The 17,410-nt window shown below is 57.1% G+C and carries 21 protein-coding genes and 1 tRNA gene; 6 read left to right on the top strand and 16 right to left on the bottom strand.

From position 1 onward, the window contains the following. Nucleotides 1-106 precede the first annotated feature (106 nt). Nucleotides 107-439, top strand: a complete 333-nt coding sequence (locus tag A3K90_RS01320; protein WP_303680793.1) for a DUF2934 domain-containing protein — start codon at nt 107-109, stop codon at nt 437-439. 162 nt (nt 440-601) lie between these two features. On the opposite strand, the gene A3K90_RS01315 is transcribed toward A3K90_RS01320, so the two are convergent. From A3K90_RS01315 to A3K90_RS01290, 6 genes are all read right to left on the bottom strand, one after another. Further along, nucleotides 602-934: a Dabb family protein gene (locus tag A3K90_RS01315; protein WP_303680792.1), complete on the bottom strand. Its 333-nt coding sequence runs from the start codon at nt 932-934 to the stop codon at nt 602-604. After that, complete coding sequence (locus A3K90_RS01310) at nt 907-1,812, bottom strand: D-alanyl-D-alanine carboxypeptidase family protein (protein WP_303680791.1); 906 nt, start codon at nt 1,810-1,812, stop codon at nt 907-909. The genes A3K90_RS01315 and A3K90_RS01310 overlap by 28 nt, the downstream gene beginning before the upstream one ends. 117 nt (nt 1,813-1,929) lie before the next feature. Then, nucleotides 1,930-2,154, bottom strand: coding sequence for a type II toxin-antitoxin system Phd/YefM family antitoxin (locus A3K90_RS01305; protein WP_303680790.1), 225 nt, complete (start codon nt 2,152-2,154; stop codon nt 1,930-1,932). Nucleotides 2,155-2,316: 162 nt separating this feature from the next. Next, nucleotides 2,317-2,964, bottom strand: coding sequence for a LysE family translocator (locus A3K90_RS01300; RefSeq protein WP_303680789.1), 648 nt, complete (start codon nt 2,962-2,964; stop codon nt 2,317-2,319). Between the two features lie 24 nt (nt 2,965-2,988). Continuing rightward, a complete protein-coding gene (locus A3K90_RS01295; RefSeq protein ID WP_303680788.1) occupies nt 2,989-3,504 on the bottom strand; it encodes a GNAT family N-acetyltransferase in 516 nt (171 codons plus the stop codon). A gap of 87 nt (nt 3,505-3,591) precedes the next feature. After that, nucleotides 3,592-4,074, bottom strand: coding sequence for a hypothetical protein (locus tag A3K90_RS01290; protein ID WP_303680787.1), 483 nt, complete (start codon nt 4,072-4,074; stop codon nt 3,592-3,594). Nucleotides 4,075-4,258: 184 nt separating this feature from the next. On the opposite strand from A3K90_RS01290, the gene chlG reads away from it, so the two are divergent. From chlG to zupT, 4 genes are read left to right on the top strand one after another with little or no spacing between them, the layout of a single operon-like run. After that, entirely contained in the window at nt 4,259-5,161 is a 903-nt protein-coding gene (chlG, locus tag A3K90_RS01285) for a chlorophyll synthase ChlG (protein ID WP_303680786.1), read from the top strand. After that, the gene (locus A3K90_RS01280; protein ID WP_303680784.1) at nt 5,158-5,796 is read left to right on the top strand and encodes a glycosyltransferase family A protein; all 639 of its coding nucleotides are present in this window, start codon (nt 5,158-5,160) and stop codon (nt 5,794-5,796) included. The genes chlG and A3K90_RS01280 overlap by 4 nt, the downstream gene beginning before the upstream one ends. Further along, nucleotides 5,793-6,362: a TIGR00730 family Rossman fold protein gene (locus A3K90_RS01275; RefSeq protein WP_303680783.1), complete on the top strand. Its 570-nt coding sequence runs from the start codon at nt 5,793-5,795 to the stop codon at nt 6,360-6,362. Before A3K90_RS01280 ends, A3K90_RS01275 begins: the two co-directional genes overlap by 4 nt. After that, nucleotides 6,359-7,159, top strand: coding sequence for a zinc transporter ZupT (gene zupT, locus A3K90_RS01270; RefSeq protein ID WP_303680782.1), 801 nt, complete (start codon nt 6,359-6,361; stop codon nt 7,157-7,159). The genes A3K90_RS01275 and zupT overlap by 4 nt, the downstream gene beginning before the upstream one ends. A gap of 18 nt (nt 7,160-7,177) precedes the next feature. Here zupT and A3K90_RS01265 read toward each other — a convergent pair whose 3' ends face one another. From A3K90_RS01265 to A3K90_RS01250, 4 genes are all read right to left on the bottom strand, one after another. Then, nucleotides 7,178-7,546: a NifB/NifX family molybdenum-iron cluster-binding protein gene (locus tag A3K90_RS01265; protein WP_303680781.1), complete on the bottom strand. Its 369-nt coding sequence runs from the start codon at nt 7,544-7,546 to the stop codon at nt 7,178-7,180. Then, nucleotides 7,543-8,166: a DUF134 domain-containing protein gene (locus tag A3K90_RS01260; RefSeq protein ID WP_303680780.1), complete on the bottom strand. Its 624-nt coding sequence runs from the start codon at nt 8,164-8,166 to the stop codon at nt 7,543-7,545. The genes A3K90_RS01265 and A3K90_RS01260 overlap by 4 nt, the downstream gene beginning before the upstream one ends. Nucleotides 8,167-8,315: 149 nt before the next feature. After that, nucleotides 8,316-9,170: a bifunctional methionine sulfoxide reductase B/A protein gene (locus tag A3K90_RS01255; RefSeq protein WP_303680823.1), complete on the bottom strand. Its 855-nt coding sequence runs from the start codon at nt 9,168-9,170 to the stop codon at nt 8,316-8,318. A 223-nt stretch (nt 9,171-9,393) separates the two neighbouring features. Beyond that, nucleotides 9,394-9,663, bottom strand: coding sequence for a hypothetical protein (locus A3K90_RS01250; RefSeq protein WP_303680779.1), 270 nt, complete (start codon nt 9,661-9,663; stop codon nt 9,394-9,396). 80 nt (nt 9,664-9,743) lie between these two features. Between A3K90_RS01250 and A3K90_RS01245 the strand changes: the two genes are divergently transcribed. After that, a tRNA-Val gene (locus tag A3K90_RS01245) sits at nt 9,744-9,820 on the top strand. A gap of 267 nt (nt 9,821-10,087) precedes the next feature. Here the strand turns inward: A3K90_RS01245 and A3K90_RS01240 are convergent. From A3K90_RS01240 to A3K90_RS01215, 6 genes are all read right to left on the bottom strand, one after another. Then, nucleotides 10,088-10,987 (bottom strand): SWIM zinc finger family protein, encoded by a 900-nt coding sequence (locus A3K90_RS01240; protein WP_303680778.1) that lies wholly within the window; start codon nt 10,985-10,987, stop codon nt 10,088-10,090. After that, nucleotides 10,971-13,991, bottom strand: a complete 3,021-nt coding sequence (locus A3K90_RS01235; RefSeq protein WP_303680777.1) for a DEAD/DEAH box helicase — start codon at nt 13,989-13,991, stop codon at nt 10,971-10,973. Before A3K90_RS01235 ends, A3K90_RS01240 begins: the two co-directional genes overlap by 17 nt. Next, complete coding sequence (locus A3K90_RS01230) at nt 13,988-14,521, bottom strand: DUF6155 family protein (protein ID WP_011357637.1); 534 nt, start codon at nt 14,519-14,521, stop codon at nt 13,988-13,990. Before A3K90_RS01230 ends, A3K90_RS01235 begins: the two co-directional genes overlap by 4 nt. A gap of 697 nt (nt 14,522-15,218) precedes the next feature. Further along, complete coding sequence (locus tag A3K90_RS01225) at nt 15,219-16,055, bottom strand: nucleotidyl transferase AbiEii/AbiGii toxin family protein (RefSeq protein WP_303680776.1); 837 nt, start codon at nt 16,053-16,055, stop codon at nt 15,219-15,221. Further along, the gene (locus A3K90_RS01220) at nt 16,052-16,705 is read right to left on the bottom strand and encodes a hypothetical protein (protein ID WP_303680775.1); all 654 of its coding nucleotides are present in this window, start codon (nt 16,703-16,705) and stop codon (nt 16,052-16,054) included. Before A3K90_RS01220 ends, A3K90_RS01225 begins: the two co-directional genes overlap by 4 nt. Nucleotides 16,706-16,944: 239 nt before the next feature. After that, the coding region (locus A3K90_RS01215) for a transposase (RefSeq protein ID WP_303680774.1) at nt 16,945-17,410 on the bottom strand (466 nt) is incomplete at its 5' end.

Genomic DNA, 17,410 nt, shown 5'->3' with positions numbered 1-17,410 from the left:
GACCTGCTATCCGACCCGCTCATTACGAAGGGATAACGGACCGGGATGGACTGGAATGACGGAGATAAGCAACAGACAACGGTAATTCCAAGCACTCATACCTATCATGGCTAAAAAAACGACTGAAAAAGCAGCGGAGAAGGCTCCTGCAAAAAAAGCAGCGGTAAAAGCTCCCGCAAAAACAGCTGCAAAGAAACCCGCTCCGGAAAAGAAGGCTGAACCCGCAAAGAAAGCGCCTGCAGTGAAAAAAGCCCCCGCAAAAGCCGCGGAGAAACCCAAAGCTGCCGCAAAGAAAACAAAAGCCTCGAAAGCTGTCTCCCCCGAGGTCCGCGCAGAGCAGATCAGGATCGCCGCCTACTACCGCTGGGAACAGAAAGGATGCCAGCCGGGATCGCATATCGACGACTGGATCGAAGCAGAAGACTCGCTGACCGACTGAATCACCGCCCGGCCATACAAACTGCAGGAGGCTGTCTCAGACTTGGAGCTGAGACAGCCTCTTTTTTTTACATCCCCCCCCCGCAGAGAGAAAAAAGCCGCACTGAACTCTTTCGGCCTTCGCCAAGAAAAGCAGTCCGGGCTCTGCAGCCGGTGACTGGCGTCAGCTGAGCTGGTAATCGACAACGGCACGCGAAGCAGCCGCACCGGCTACAAGGGCGCGGACCCGCTCATGCTCTGGATGGCGCTGATAGGCCTCAAGCGCATCCCAGTCCGGGAAGTCGGAAACAAGCACCAGGTCAAATCCCTCTCCGGGGCAGCCGTCATCCACACCGGCCTCGATAGAGAGAATGCCGGGAATGAGACCCCCGAGAGCCTCAAGCTCCCCTGCAAGCAGTGCCGCATACTCTTTCCTGCCCACTCCCCCTGCATCATCCCTGAGGCGCCACATGACGACATGGCGCACCCTCACTCGACCCTCCCGCCATGCATCCATTCGAGTCCGCCGGGAGACGTGCCTTCCGCCTCAGCATACCGGCGCATTGATGAGGCGGGAGCGGCAAAGGCTTTTTCGAACATCTCTTCGGCCATCGTCCAGCGATCACCCCTTGCATTGAGCATGACGAGCAGCATGTCGCGGTTCTCTTTGCGGGCACGGGCGATGAGGCACTTGCCGGCACTGCGTGTGAAGCCCGTCTTGATGCCGACGGCGTAGGGGTAGCGGGCCAGCAGCTTATTGTGGGTTCTGAGCAGATAATACCTTCCGGAGCGCTGATCGCGGACCACGATGGACTCCAGCATGGCGATTTCATTGAAGAGCGGATTGTGGATGGCATACTCCGTAAGTGCGAGCAGATCCTCTGCCGTTGAATAGTTCCCGGTGTAACGGCCGGTATCGAACCCTGCCGGGTTCGTGAACGTGGAGTTCTTCATGCCGATGGCGCGGGCCCTGTAGTTCATGGCCCTGACGAACTTTTCGACACTGCCGCTGAGATGGATGGCAATGGCGAAGGCTGCGTCATTGCTGGAGTTGACCATGGAGGCTTTCACAAGATCCAGGAGCAGGATCCTGTCACCGGGACGGAACCCGGCTTTCGTTGGCTCCACACCGGTGGCTGCAGGGGAAATGACCACCACCTGGTCGAGCTTTCCGCTCTCGAGGGCGATGACTGCGGTGAGGATTTTGGTGAGGCTTGCCGGCCTGATGAGCCGTGAGGTATCTTTCTGCATGAAGACCCGGGAATACCCGAGATCCTTCACGATGTATGAATCAATGACCAGGGGCCTCGATGCTTCGGCCGGGGAGGAGAAGAAAAGCATCGACACCAGCGCCGCAAGCAAAAGGCCTGCATGGCTTAACCTGAACCGCTTCATCAGAATTCCTCCATTTTAGATGAGAATGTAAAGTATCGCAAAATCATGGCGCGTTTCAAAATATCTGCTGTATAAAAATCGTTTCAGGCAACCATTTCATGCAACCATATCAGGCAACTAAAGAGGCTGTACGCCGCCCTCGGCCGATGCCGGCGTGCCGCATCCGGCAGAGAGAAGAAGCCGCTGGTACTCCCGCACGTCAAGAAGCACCGCGGCACTTTTGCCGTGCTGCGTCAGGACAAGGGGCCTGCCTGTCCTCTTCACATGATCGAGGAATGAAGCCGTATGCGCCCGGAACTCCGACAGCGGCCGGATATCCTCCTCAAGATTGATTCTCTCCATACTCCTCCAGCCCGATTTCTTTTTGATACGTATTTGAATACATATTTGATGCATTATTAAGTACGTTCTATAGTACATAATTCTGTACAGATTTCAAAAAGGAAAAGCGCTGCCGATCGGGCACCGAAGAGATGCTGGAGAGCAGCCGGCTGCTAGCAGGCCTCAGCGCTCTCCGAGAGCAAGACGCAGGGCAAGGCCGACATACAGGAGCGCCATGAAGCGCCCGGTGAGCCTTTGTGCACGGGCCGACTGCCGGAGCCGTCTGCCGGCATTGGCGGCAATGATGCTGAGGAGGGTGAAGACGATGAGGGATGCGGCGATGAACAGCAGGCCCAGCATGAGGAACTGCGGCATGAGGGCACCGTTGTCTGGATCGGCGAACTGCGGCAGGAAAGCAAGAAAGAACAGTGATACCTTGGGGTTCGTGATGTTCATCACGATGCCTCTCCGGTAGAGTCTGGAAGCAGGCGAGGCCGCTGCTGCCCCATCGGCACCCTCTGCCCCAGCTGCCCCCTCAGTCCCGTCTTCAGGGGTAAGCGACCGGTAGGCGAGGAAGAGAAGGTAGAGTGCTCCGGCAGCTTTCAGAAGGGTGAAGATGAGAACGGAACCCCGGATGAGGGCGGCAAGACCGAACGCGACGGAGAGGGTGTGGAAGATAAGGCCCGTACAGAGCCCGAGGGTGATGACGAAGCCGGAGCGCCAGCCACGGCGGGCAGACTCCGTCATGACGAAGATATTGTCGGGGCCGGGAGAGAGTGCGAGCAGCACCGAGGCAGAAATGAATACGGGAAGAAGCGTCGTCTGGATCATGGGCGGAAGTAACACGCAATGGGTTCAGGAAATGGGCGGCAGATCTTTCTGGCAGTAGAGGACATCGAACGGGTGAGCGAACTTCTCCCCCACCCCCTCAAGCCGTCCGCACTCCCTGAACCCGCTCTTCTGATGGAACCGTATGCTCAGAGGGTTCAGGGAGGATATGGAGGAGAGGATGGTTGTAATGCCCATAAGGACGGCTCCCCCAACCAGATGGTCGAGCATCAGGGTTCCGATGCCCCGGCCCGTCCAGCCTTCACGCAGGAAAAGAGTCAATTCGGCCGTCCGGATGAACACCGGGAGCGGGCTGTAGGGACGGAGCATGCCGAACCCGACGGCGTATCCCCCGTCGGAGGTCCGGGCCATGCATGCAGGGTAGCCGGTCGAGGGCTGGATAAATGAAGCAGCGGCATCCTCCCCGAGAGGCTTGTCGGTATAGGCGGCAAAACCGTTTGTGGTATACGGGTTGAAGATGTCGAGCACCTCATCGGCATCTTCTTCCCCGAGCGGCATGAGGCGGATGTCCGTGATCGTCATGTGATGGTCATTTGATCGGTCATTTGATGGTCATTTGATCGGTCATTTAATGATCATGTTCCAGCCGGATTACGCTCACCAATCGATTCAATAAGGGTTGAGGGGCGATTCAGGCCTGCCGGTCTGGCAGAGCTGAGAGGAGAGCTTCCGGCCGTAGTGGCCGAGCAGGATCACAACCGGCAGCATTGCAAGGTGGAGGCCGGCGTATGCCCCGAGCAGAAGCCCGCCTTCAGCCATGACATCAGGATGGATGAAGCGGATGGCGAGGCTCGCCAGACAGAGGAAAAAGAGCAGTCCGGAAAGCATGAGCTTTTTCATGAAAATCGGAGCCATTGCCCCGCGGAACTTCGTTCGCCAGTCGTTCACGCCGGAGAAGATTGAAACGGGTACGGCAAAAAGGGTCACGAGAATGAGATGGCTGATGGTGCGCTCGAAAAACACATTGCCGGTCTGGATTGTGAGGAGCAGATAGAGCAGGGCTGCCGGAACGAGACCACTGCTGAAATGTGCTGCGATGGCGTGCAGGAGGAAGGTCTTTTTCATCTCCTGAAAGAGGCTGGAACGTGCCATGCTGTCTCTCCTGTATCCTGAGGTTCAACAGGCCGCCGCTTGAACTGGAAGTGAACGGCCTGAAGGAATGAAAATGTACGAATACCAACAATAGTTTTCCCCCATCCTGTTCCCGTTTTTGCATTTTTCGTAGTATTTTATGCCGGCCGGATCTTCATCAAACCACCTTTGTCACAGGGAGGCAATGTTCCTATCCCAACCCCTTGAAAAAGCCGCACTCATCATCCGCTTCCTTAAACCGGTCACCTGGATCCCGGTCATGTGGAGCTTCCTGTGCGGCGCCGTGGCGAGCGGAGCATTCGGCTGGCAGGATCTGACGGGCATGAAATTCATTCTCGGCATGCTGCTCACCGGCCCCCTGGCCAGCGGCACCTGCCAGATGCTCAACGACTATTTCGACCGTGACCTCGACGAAATCAACGAGCCTCGACGCCCCATACCCGGTGGCTCGATATCGCTCAAAAGCGCCACCTGGCTCATCGCCGTCTGGTCCCTTCTTTCGGTTGTGGCAGGATGGTTCATCCATCCGCTCATCGGCCTCTACGTCATCATCGGCATCATCAACGCGCACCTTTACAGCGCCAACCCGATCAAGCTGAAAAAGCGGCTCTGGGCCGGCAACATCATCGTTGCCATCTCCTACCTCATCATCCCATGGATGGCAGGCCATATCGCCTACCACGGAACCCTCACCATACCCGCGCTCGCACCGTCGCTGATTGTTGCCGGCCTCTTTACCCTGTCAAGCACCGGCACCATGACCATCAACGACTTCAAGTCCATGGAGGGCGACCGCCTTGCGGGCATACGAACGCTGCCGGTCGTGTTCGGAGAACGGAGGGCCGCCCTAATCGCCGCCGTCCTCATAAACCTCGGCCAGCTCCTTGCTGCCCTCTATATGCTCTCGATAGGCGAACAGATCTATTCGGCCCTCACCCTCCTCTTCATCATCCCGCAGTTCATCCTTCAGTTCCCGCTGGTAAGGAACCCGGGTAGCTTCGACGTCCGCTACAACGCCATCGCGCAGAACTTCCTCGTTGCCGGCATGCTGGTCTGCGCCCTGGCCATCAGGGCGGCGAAGCCATGATGTTCGCCCCCCTTCCGGCAGTATCGGTCGTGATGGCGGCCTATAACCGCGCGCACCTCATCCCAGAGGCCATAGAAAGCCTCACCCGCCAGACGTTTTCCAGCTGGGAGCTCATCGTCGTCGACGACGGAAGCACCGACGGAACCTTCGAGGCTCTCAGCCCATGGCTCGAAGCATACCCTGCCATCCGCTACATGAAGCACAGCAACCGCAAAGCACCGCTGTCAAGGAATGCCGGCATACAGGCCTCCTTCGGCCGCTACGTCACATTCCTTGATTCCGACGACATCTACCTTCCCGACCACCTTGGCAGCCGCATGGCACTCATGCAGAGCCCCGGCGCCCCGGACCTCATCACCGGAGGATTCCGCTGCCCGGCGGGCACCATGGTCCGTGACCGCCACAACCCTGACAAACTGATTGACGTCCGCCAGTGCATACTCGGCGGAACGTTCTTCGGCCTGAGGGAGGTGTTTATGGACCTTGAGGGATTCCGTGGGCTCGACTATGCCGAAGATACCGACCTCTGGGAACGGGCCGGAGAAAAATGGAAGAAAGCGTGCATCGAATCCCCCGAGACCTACGTCTACCGCCAGTCCCCGGACAGCATAACCCTCCAGTACAAACAACCATGAACCACTCAGTCACCGTCTACTGCAGCTCCAGCAACAACGCTCCCCGGGAGTATTTCCAGGCCGCGGCATCCCTTGGCAGAACGTTTGCCCTGCATGGAATCGAACTGGTGTTCGGCGGGGGGAAGGTAGGGCTCATGGGCTGCATCGCCGATGCCGTGATGGAGAACGGAGGCAGGGTCAGGGGAGTCATCCCGCGTTTCCTTGAAGAGCGGGAGGTCGCCCACCAGGCTCTCTCGGAACTCCTCGTTGTCGAAACCATGCATGAGAGGAAAATGAAACTTGCCGAGTGGGGCGATGCATACCTCGTCCTTCCCGGCGGGTTCGGCACCCTCGACGAGCTGATTGAAGTCATCACCTGGCGCCATCTCGGCCACCACCGCAAACCGATCGTCCTGCTGAACCTGAACGGATTCTGGAACCCGCTGCTGGGTTTTTTCAGCCAGATTGCAGCCGAGGGCATGGTCTCGGGGGGCTATGAAGGGTACTACACCGTCTGTCAGAGCGTCGAAGAAGCTGGCGCGCTTCTTACCGCCATGGAACCCTCTCCTGGAGAAATGCCCCGATGAGCAATTTTCAGGCAGCACTTCTCCTCACCCTCCTGGCGGGACTCTCAACCGGCATCGGCAGCGCCATGGCGCTTGCAGTCCGGCATACGAACAAACGGTTTCTGGCCCTTTCGCTGGGCTTTTCAGCGGGGATCATGCTCTATGTATCGTTCATGGAAATCATCCCCCAATCACAGGAGGCGCTCTCGGCGGGTCTTTCAATAAAGGCAGGGGCCTGGGTATCGACGATCTCGTTTTTCGGCGGGATGCTCTTCACCTGGGCGATCGACCAGATGGTCCCAAGCTTCGAGAACCCCCATGAAATGTCCATGATCGGCCCCATGACCGATGCTGAAAAAAGCGACACAAGACTCCACCGGATGGGGATCTTCACGGCGGCAGCCATCGCCATACACAACTTTCCGGAAGGCATGGCCGTGTTCTTCAGTGCGCTCTCGAACCAGGAACTCGGCATCGTCATTGCCGCCACCATCGCCCTGCACAACATCCCGGAGGGAATGGCGGTCGCCGTGCCGATCTATTTTGCCACGAAAAGCCGGAAACGGGCCTTCAGCCTCTCGTTCCTCTCCGGCCTTGCAGAGCCGCTCGGCGCACTGGTCGGCTATACGATCCTCAAACCCTTCCTTACCCCGTTCGTTCTCGGTATCGTTCTGGCCTCTGTGGCCGGCATCATGGTCTACATCTCACTTGACGAGCTGCTGCCCGCCGCTGAAGAGTACGGGGAGCACCACCTGGCCATCACCGGCCTCATAGCCGGCATGGCCATTATGGCGCTGAGCCTTCTGCTGCTCACCTGACTTTTGACCCCTGATACCTCAGTGGCAGTCGTGGCCCTGGCAGGCCTGGTCCGCACTTACCTTCACCAGCTCACCCGCCATAAAACGCTTGAGAGCATGACCGAGCGTCGGCGAAAGATCGGCAAGGTAGACACCGATACCCTGTGCCTGCATCTTGGAGGCCGCCCGGGCACCGATACCGTTGCAGATCACAATTTCAGCCCCCATACCGGCAAATGCGTCGGCAGGGGTGCACTGCCCGTGCACATGCTCACTGTTCGGGTTCCGGATAATCTGGGCGGTGCCTGTCAGGGTGTCGACAACCGCAAAAAATGGTGCGCTGCCGAAATGTTCGCACATCGCCGACTCCATGCCGGCGTTCTCTTCGAGGGGAAGTACCGCTTTCACGCCGCACCCCCTTCCGTCTCCTGCCTGCCGCCATTGGCGTGGTCATGGCTGTGGTCATGGCTGTGGTCGTGGTCATGCACCGTACCGGCACCCCTGCCGATCCCCTGCCCGAGCCCCTGACCGAGACCCTCCCCCTGACCGCTGCGGTTGAGACCGGTACGAAGCCCGCGGCACCGTCCTCCGCCCCCACGCCCTCCGCCGAACCCGCCGCCCGGCGAACTGCGGTGGATATTGTCGCTCCCGCATGAGGGGCACGAGAGCGGGCGCTGCACGCCGTGCTCAAGGCTCCACTCATGGCTGCATGAAGCACACCTGAACGTCCTTTTTTCCGTCATCATGATCGATCCTCCTGTTATGGTTAACTGCTTTCCCGACACCAGCATCTCCCCGACCTTCTTTCGGGCCGAGGAAAGGATGTTGCCGAACGTCTGGCGCGAGACGTGCATACGGCCCGCAGCCTCCTCCTGGTAGAGTCCAAGATAGTCAGCAAGCCGTATCGCCTCGAGCTCGTCGAACGACATCTCGACCGCCTCAAGCTCACCGGGCGGAATGCCCGCCGGCTTGAAGGCAAGATACTCGGGATCACACCCTATTTTGCGGCACTTCATAGGTCTCGGCATATCACGGCCTCCCCTTTGGTTGAACTCTTCCTGCCAATGCAATTATTGGCATATGCTAATAACATAGCATAAAAAAAGCCACCTGTCAAGCAGATGGCTCCAACTTTATGCCAAAGAAAGAGAGAGTATGCGAGCGAGGGCGGACCGGTTCAGAACCGTTTCTGATAGATATGGCAGTAGGGCTCGTGGCCGCTTTTTTTGTAGTAGTCCTGATGGTACTGCTCTGCGGGATAGAACCGGCCCGCTTTCTCGACGGTGGTCACGACCTTGTATCCCTTCTCTTTGAGCTTCCCGATGAGCTCCAGGGCCACCCTGCGCTGTTCCTCATCCCGGTAGAACACTGCGGAACGGTACTGGGTACCGACATCGGGCCCCTGGCGGTTCAGCTCTGTAGGGTCGTGGATCTCGAAAAAGAGCCGGGCCAGGGTTTGGTAATCCACAACTGCAGGGTCATAGGTAACCTCGACCGCTTCGGCATGCCCGGTCGTGCCGCTGCACACCTCCCGGTAAGTCGGGTTCTCTTTGGTGCCTCCGGTATAGCCGGAGACGACAGAGTGCACACCGTTCAGTTTCTGGAGCTGGTGCTCAACCCCCCAGAAACAGCCTCCGGCAAACACGGCAGTCTGGAGGGCCTGCGGTGCGGGAGCTGCCGGCTGGAAATCAAGCGAGAGGGAGTTCACGCAGTGGCGGACGTTTTTCGGGGTCATGGACTCGCCGAAAAACACATGGCCGAGGTGCGCACCGCAGGTATTGCAGACGATTTCCGTCCTTCTGCCGTCCGCATCCGGCACCTGACGCACCGCGCCGTCAATCGCGTCGTCGAAACTCGGCCATCCCGTGCCTGACTGGAACTTGTCTTCGGAGCGGAAGAGCGGGGCATCGCAGCGGCGGCAGCGGTACACACCCTCCTCCCTGTTCAGGTAGTATTTCCCGGTGAACGGCATTTCCGTGCCCTTGTGCACGATAACCTGTTCCTCGTCAGGGCTGAGTGGATTGTATGGCATGGGGCACTCCTGTTCTTGACCGGCTGCCGCCTGCACGTACACCGGGGAATCGTCCGCACCCCTGCACCCTCCGAGAACGGAAAGAAGCAGGAGCGGGATGCTCCACAGGAGAAAGAATCGCGACAGGGACATCAGCCGGATGCTGTTGATTGAGTTATAGCTGAGACACATTCAACAGCATCCAACCACAGAGGGAGGAAGAGCGTTCCCTGAAGCGTTCTTTTCAGAAGGGCGAGTTCAGCCGGTCCTCCAGACTCCCCTCTTCTGCAGCGGGTGCCGGTGCCGGGGCCGGCTCCCTGCTGCCGCTGAGCGCCCCGGCGACTTTCGAAACGGCGGTACCGGCGGCGAAGATGCCGAGGCCTGCGATGGCAATGCCGGCAAGGCCGTGCACGACCGGCATGCCGAGAGGAAGCAGCAGTGCGGTACCGGCAGCGCCCGCGACGTTCTTCAGGTTGGGCTCCGGAAGGTGGAGTTCAGAAAGGTTCAGTTCCATATGAAGTCATGATTTTAGTTAAGCCCATCGTTTTGACAAATCACCTGCAATCATTACCTTAACGGACTTCCTTCAGGAAAGGGCAATTAGCTCAGTTGGTTAGAGCGCTTGCTTCACACGCAAGAGGTCAGTGGTTCGAATCCACTATTGCCCACCACCCCACCACCCATCACTCTCTCGTTCCCCGGATTATCCCGAAAACAGCCTGACAGAAACAGGGCAGAAAAAATGTCGCTGAATTCCTGTTCATGCTTTTAATATCGGGATAATTCCCTCAATTCCCATAGTGCCGGCATCCTGACCGTAGAACGCGCCCGATACCTTCGGGGGTACCTTCGGAGGTATCTTCGAGGGTGACTTCGGGGGCAGGTCCGCAACACCTCCCGCATAGAAGGGACAATGGAGTCATCACGCATGAACAGCATCATCCCCGGGACTCCGCCTCCGCATCCTCCGACTGCAGCCTTATTTCGCCAATGCAGGCGGACGCGCTTTTATACATCAGCTCCATTTCCGCAATAAAATTCATTTTGGAGCGCCAGAACGGAACCGGACCGAGACGACGTACCAGTACTGCCGGCAGATTGACCTCTTCATCGCAAAGTGCAGGCAACCCTGACAGGTCCGCTGCGGCGTGCCAGAAGGATTCAGGGTCCGGCGGCAGCGGTTCGGCAATCTTCTTCTTTCTTTTGCTTTCCGGTGCCGGTTCAGGAGAAAGGGTTCCGCCAAGCGCTTTGAAGAGCGCATCCTTTTCGACGCCCCTGAGGGTGAAAAGCAGAAACGGGTCCCGGTCGAATGCTTCGGCAAGCAGATAAAACACGGCGGCAAGATGCTTGCAGGGAACCGCATAGTCGGGACAGGAGCAGGATGCTTCAATATCGCTGAAGGATGCAGGAAAAAGCGGCAGCCCCTCTTTGCGGCAGATGCCGGCAATCGCTTCAGGCATCTCTCCACCAAGCATGCGTGCCACAAGAACGGGTTGAAGGCCGAGCACCCCGAGAAGTCGCTGATATTCTTCCTCCGAGTAAGGCGTGAGCCGTATTGATACGCTGTAGGGCCTCGTCCGTGAACCCTGGACTTTCGCCGTAACACCGCCAGATGTGACGGAAAGTCCGGTCACCTGCCCCTTGCGGGCATAGGCACGCCCACGGCCGAGACGCGCACTGTCGTTGAAACGCTCGAGCCGCATGATCCACTCTTTTCCCCACCACTCTCGCCCAAACGCACCCCGTTTGTTCACTGCCTTGATTCCGTTATCGACCTTTTTGGGAACAGAAGGCCTGTACCAGCCGTAAGAAGCCATAGGGTTATTCTCCTGTTGCATCACGACCAAGCATGACGAGTTTTTTAAGATCGCTGTTCGAGAGTTCCGTCAGCCACTGCTCGCCGTTTCCGAGAACCGTTCCGGAAACAGACGTTTTTTTCTCGATCATCTCATCAATCCGCTCTTCAAGCGTTCCCGCGGTGATGAATTTGTGTACCTCCACATTGAGCTTCTGCCCGATTCGGAACGCCCTGTCCGTCGCCTGGTTTTCAACGGCAGGATTCCACCAGCGGTCATAATGAATGACATGGCTGGCTTTGGTCAGGTTCAATCCGGACCCGCCCGCCTTAAGGGAAAGAATGAAAATCCGCGGTGCATCGTCACCATTCTGGAACGTCTCGATCATTTCGTCACGCTTTTTTCTTGATAACGAGCCGTGCAGAAAAAACACCTCCTCACCCAGCCGTTCCTGCAGATGGCCCTGAAGCAGGCTGCCCATCTCCCTGAACTGGGTAAACACCAGCGTGCGCTCGCCGCTCTCCCGGATTTCCGCAAGCAGTTCAAGGAGCCGCTGCAGCTTGCCTGAACGATCAGCAACACTCGAATTATCCCCGAGAAACTGTACGGGATGATTGCAGACCTGCTTGAGTTTGACCAGCAATGCAAGCACCATGCCCCTGCGCTCTATTCCTTCTGAAGATTCGATCTTCTCCTGCAGTTCGTCGACAACCGCCTTGTACAGCGAAGCCTGCTCCCGGGTAAGGGTGCAGTACTGCTTCATTTCAATTTTGTCGGGCAGATCGGTTATGATCGTACGATCGGTTTTCAGACGGCGGAGGATGAATGGCGCCGTCATGGCTTTCAGCCGTTCAGAGGCGGCGCTGTCCTGGTACCACTGGATCGGGTTGAAAAAACGGTCCTTGAAGAAGGCCTGCGTGCCGAGAAAGCCGGGGTTGAGGAAATCCATCAACGCCCAGAGATCGCCGACGTGATTTTCGACCGGCGTGCCGGTGAGCGCTATGCGGTAATCCGATCGCAATGACCTGGCAGCCTTCGCCTGCTTCGTTTCGGGGTTCTTGATATTCTGGGCTTCATCGAGAATGACGCCCGCCCACTGCATACTTGACAATACGCCGATATCACGAAACAGCAGCCCGTAGCTTGAAATCACCAGAGCCGATGCATTGGATGCCTTTTTGAGGGCAGCGGCCTTCAGCCGGTCGGCACCATGGTGCACCAGTACAGGAAGATCGGGTGTAAACTGTGCGGCTTCCTTTCTCCAGTTGTTTATGACTGAGGTAGGGCAGATAAGGAGAACCGGGCGTTTTTCTCCCCTGTTGCGCTCCTCCTGGAGAAGAGCGAGGGTCTGTACCGTCTTGCCAAGGCCCATGTCGTCGGCCAGGCAGGCACCGAGGCCCCAGGTCCTCAAGAATGCAAGCCACGAATACCCCTTCACCTGATAGGCCCGAAGCGTTCCATGAAAACGCTCCGGCTCGGGGAGCAGCTCGAAACGGCTCTCCCCCTTGAGCTTCAGGAGCAGCTCCTTCATCCAGCCATCGGCATCGACCCTCTGGACGCTGAGACCCGTCTCGAGAGAACCGGCACCGACAGCCGCCGAAAGCACATCGCGCGCGCTCTTTTCGGCGGACTGCTGTTTTTCAAGGAACCGCACCGCTTCGGAAAGTTCCTGCCGGTCAAGCTGCCGCCACTGCCCCCTTACCCTTACCAGAGGCATTTTCAGTGCGGCAAGGCGGCGGAGTTCATCAAGATCGAACAGATCGCTCCCGAGCGAGGCCCGGTAATCGCATGAAAGCAGCGTGTCGAGCCCCATACCGCCGCCAGCACCCTGCATGACCGGTGCTTTTACCCGGACACTCAGCCCCATCCTGTGCATCGGCCCCCTCCCGACCCACCATGAGGGAAGCATGACGACGAACCCGGCAGCCCTGAGAGCGGGAGCGTATAGGGTAAGGAACCGGAACGCCGCCTCGGTACCGAGCTTCAGGCCGTCTGGCTTTTTACGCTTCAGTGCGACGTTGATGGCCGGGTACAGGGCGGACGACTGGCCGAGCGCCAGAAGCATGAACTCCGTATAATCAACCCCGTAACTCCTTGCCTGTACCGACGCGTCGCTTTCCGGATCCCAGAGGTCAGCGACCTCAAGCAGGAGACTCGGATCGCTCTTCAGCTGCAACATATAGGTGAGCCGCCAGATATCCTTTTTCGTTTTCGGGCCTGGCTCGAGAAGCCGGAAGCAGAACCTGAAAGGAGAGCGGGCATACACGTCCAGGGGGCGCCGCCACTCGGCAAGCTCCAGGGCAAACGCTTCGACTTCGGGCTTACGTTCCCAGTACATTTCCGGAATGACGGCTGAAAGCGACTGCATCCAGGCGTCATGCAGCGTCAGCGGTGTTGCCTTCATACGGCCCTTGCCGGCAAATGAGAGCCGGACAAGCGAGTCCACAAAGCCCTGCAGCAGAGATGCCTGCACCTCCTTTCCAGCGGTTCCGGGACGCTTCTTCAGGCCGGATGAAAGACAGCGGGATACCGGCGGCATGGCCTCGGCCAACGCGTCGAGACGCAGGGAGGTGGAATCTGCAGGGTAGGGAACCCATCGCCCTTCCCACTGCAGAGGCCCGCGGACAAGGGATGGAAGATATCGCTCTGTGGCAACAAGATGCAATGCAGTTTCGAAAAGATGCATTGTCCAGAAGAGGGACGACCCGAACAAAACGCCTGAACCGGGAATGCCTCCCCCGCGCATGCAGGAGAAAAGTGCTGCAGCGAGGGAAGTATCGAGGGGAAGAACGGTTATCCATACCGGCTTGAGCGAGGATTTCCGGCGCCTTTCGGGTTCCGGGCCAAGCAGGGGCGAGGAGGGCACCCTTTCCTGACCTCGATGAGGAAGCCAGGCGACAAGCTCCCTCAGCATCGGCCTCCGGACCGGAACCCGCAGACCGGCGGCCCTCAGCGCCCTGCGCAGCTCCAGAATATCTCCCACAGCACGCCCTTCGCTCCAGAGCATCGCTGTACCATCCTGTACCGAACAATGGAGTGCAATCATCTGCTGCTCCTTTTCGAAGGCATGCCGTAACATTCCGCAAACGCATCCATCATATCGGAATGGAATCCCCAACCGATTCCATCCGTTTCATCCACAAGGAGCCTGGCCCGCTTTCTGAACCGGTCAAGAAGACCTTCGTCACGCATCAGCAACAGCGCCTTGCGGTACACGCCCGATACGCTGTCGTAAAACGACATCGAAATATCGCCATACTCGTTGGTATAGGCCACGCCGTTTTCGGCATAGCAGAGCATAAGGTCGGCAAGCATCGCATTGCCTCCCCCGAATATCCTGAACTCGGCAATCGCTTTGCGTCCCTCTGCAAGCCGGAGTGCATACCCCCGTTTCGGAAAGAATGCCCGGAGCACCTTTTCCCTGCACCTGGCATACAGCGCCTCTTCATCGGGATTGACATAGAAATCCAGATAGTCCTTCACCTGTTTGTGATGGCGGTACAAATCGCAGACGAGGTTTATAAGCCCGTCCTTATCGACTGTTTTCAGTGCTCTTCTGAGCTCTACCTGACCCATTTCCCGCAACGTTTTTTAATGTTACAGCACGCCTGAGAGAGCAAAGGGGGCCGGCAGGACGCTTCTCTTTGCAACACGAAACATAACAATAAGGGATGAAAAGCCATTACAAAGAGTAACCCGGCAATGCATCCGGCTCAAGCATCACCAGGCAGCAATCGAAGGCTCTCTCTCTCTCTGCATGCCGGCAGCTGTAAAGATGGCGGAACTGAAACAGTCATTGCAACAGTCATTGCATTCCGGAATGGATGCCGCAATGCCGGCTACTGCAAAAACATTCACTACCGGCCGAAGCCAGACAAGAAATCCTTGACCATACGGGACGTGCGGGGGTTTGGCTTCTGCAGTGTTTGCCGGCTGGTGTTGGTGAGGAAAACGCGGAAACAACCCCGAACCGGGCTTTGCATATTGGCAATTGTCGTCACACTGCAGGCTGTGCATCATGCTCCTGAGCGCCAGCATAACCATAGGGGACCTCTAAGAATTGAGTGTTGATATTCTGCCCGGCGGATAACCCGGCAGAATCATATGGCAGAGCCATCCGCTCCTTAGCCAGATGACCCCGTATCCCTGTAACGCAGATGGCCGCTGCAGACGCGGCGTCGGAATGCAGAAGATGAAGATGGTGCCGGCCTGCAGCGAACCGGCTGCTGCCGCTTCGTGCGGGGAAACTCAAGGCCTCCCTGATAGAGGAGCTTCATCGTTGTGTGATACGCATCCTTTCTGCCAGATCGTTGAAATATTCACGGGACCAGATTTTCAATGCCGCGGCATCCGGCACAAACCGTGACACGTCGCTCACAGCTGCCGAAACATCAAGCCCGTTGATCCGCCGCCGAAGCAGGTCGCGGAATCCCTGTTCCGAAAGGGACTCCTCCTTCAAGTGACCGCTGCATCTGGCACGCATGACGAAATGCGCGAGATTCATTGCGATGCCGTTTCTGACGTACCATTCAAAATCAAACCAATCCCGCCCCTTCACCCGGGTTTTCCAGTTCCTGTACAGCAGTGCGTGCATCTTGCCTGCAAAAAGATCCTGCAGGCCGAAACATTTGACATAGAAGGAAAACGGCTGCAACAGCAGCTTCTCTTCAGTCATAAATCCCGGGGGTGGGTGGGTATCAACCTCAAACTTGATCTTGATTGTTTTGGCGGCATGCACGGCAAGGCTGAAAAGACGGGAGTCGCTTTTCAGGAATGCCGACTCGATACCCGTACGGACCGTTTTCCGCTTTGCCGAAATCTCGACCTGAAGGCCCAGGGATGAAAACTCATCCCTGAGGGCCTTGAAGTAAGGCTCAAGTGAAAATTCGGGATCGGAGGCCAGAAGTGAAAAATCAAGATCCTCTGAAAATCTGGGCAAGCCGTAAAAAATCCTCAGGCAGGTCCCTCCGTAAAAGGCTGCCTTCTCAAAGAATCCCCCCCTGTACAATCCGGCCAGCGCGACCTCCTGCATAACCTCACGCAGCCCGTTTTCAACCCCTTCGGCGGTCGTCGTATCATAGTTCTCAAGCATTTGCCCCAGCACCCTCATAACGCCTCCCGTTGAACACCATTGACCAGCTGCCACAGCATACGAAGCAGTTCAACCTTCACACCTGCCGACATGCATGCCCTGATCACTTCGGGGTCGAAATGAGCCAATACATCTTCATCAATGCGCAGGTCATCAAACAAGAGCTCGTAGAATGCCCTCTGTGAGCGGACATGAAGATTACGGGTAAAGATGAGTTTGTCACAGAGCGCCTTTTCGGGTGAGGCCAGGAGGTAGCCGGTTCGATCCTCATTTTCAACCCTGTCAATACCGATGGAATACAAGATAGGGTGTGAATGGATATAGGAAAAGCGACCGATTGAGAGATCATACGCCTTTCCCCTTTTTATCGTCATCGAAGTCACCTCGTTCACCCGTTCAGGAATGATTCCGTAATGGAAAAGGGCGTAGTCCATCGAAACATAGGAGGGGCCGTACAGCAGGTTCGCCATAAGCGGCAGGGAAAGCGGAATGCCGGTAATATCGGGCGATACCGCATACAACCCCCTCTTTATGGGCAATAGAGCCCCTTGGTCGATCATCCGGGCAATCTTGTCGTTTGGTGATCGGTATTCGGCGAGTAACGAAAGCAGGGTACTATGGGTCAACGGCACGCCACCGAATGGCCTGAGCCTCTTTTCAATCCGCATCAAATCTTATTTTACATAGATAATCGACTATTATTCGTTTTTCCATACAAAATAATGCATCGCATAATCAAACCAAAACGAATATCGTCCATCCAGAGACGCACCCGTTTTTCATGCGTCACAGGAAACTGCTTCTGAAACGCCGAAATCTTCAGGCATTTCGACACCGACACCAAAACGCTCTATGTGCCCGGTCGCGCAGCAATGATCCCTGCCGGAAGTATTCCCGAGTTCGCCATTTAGTGCGAAAACTCGTCCACCCCGATTTTCTCAAGTAAGCTGCTGGTGAGTTCGCCCGCGTCCATCTGCATCATGTGCATCACGCCGGTTCTCTGATCCACTATCTGCGCTTCATGAACCTTCCACAACTCGTCACGGACCTTCCGTAACGACAGTCCCGTATTGATTTCCAGATATTTACCCATCATCAGGCCCATGAAGCAGACGAGCATATGAGCTCTGATGGAGTCCTGGGTTCGATGGAAGATCGGCCTTGACTGCAGGTCAGATTTGCTCATACGGAACGCCTGCTCCACATGCCAGAGATCGCGATAGTATGAGATCACATTCGCGCTCGACATCGTTTCTTCAGGTATGTTCGTGACAAAGCCCTTGACGCCGAGCAGTTTCTCAGTCTTGGCCTGAAGCGCCGTATCGAACATGAACGGCTTGTCTTTCTCTTTCGACTTTTTTACGAACTTGGCT

The organism is Pelodictyon luteolum (assembly GCF_001622165.1).
Classification (GTDB): domain Bacteria; phylum Bacteroidota; class Chlorobiia; order Chlorobiales; family Chlorobiaceae; genus Chlorobium; species Chlorobium luteolum_B.
The sequence above is the reverse complement of the archived record's forward strand: the minus strand, read 5'-3'. Positions and strand labels throughout refer to the sequence as shown.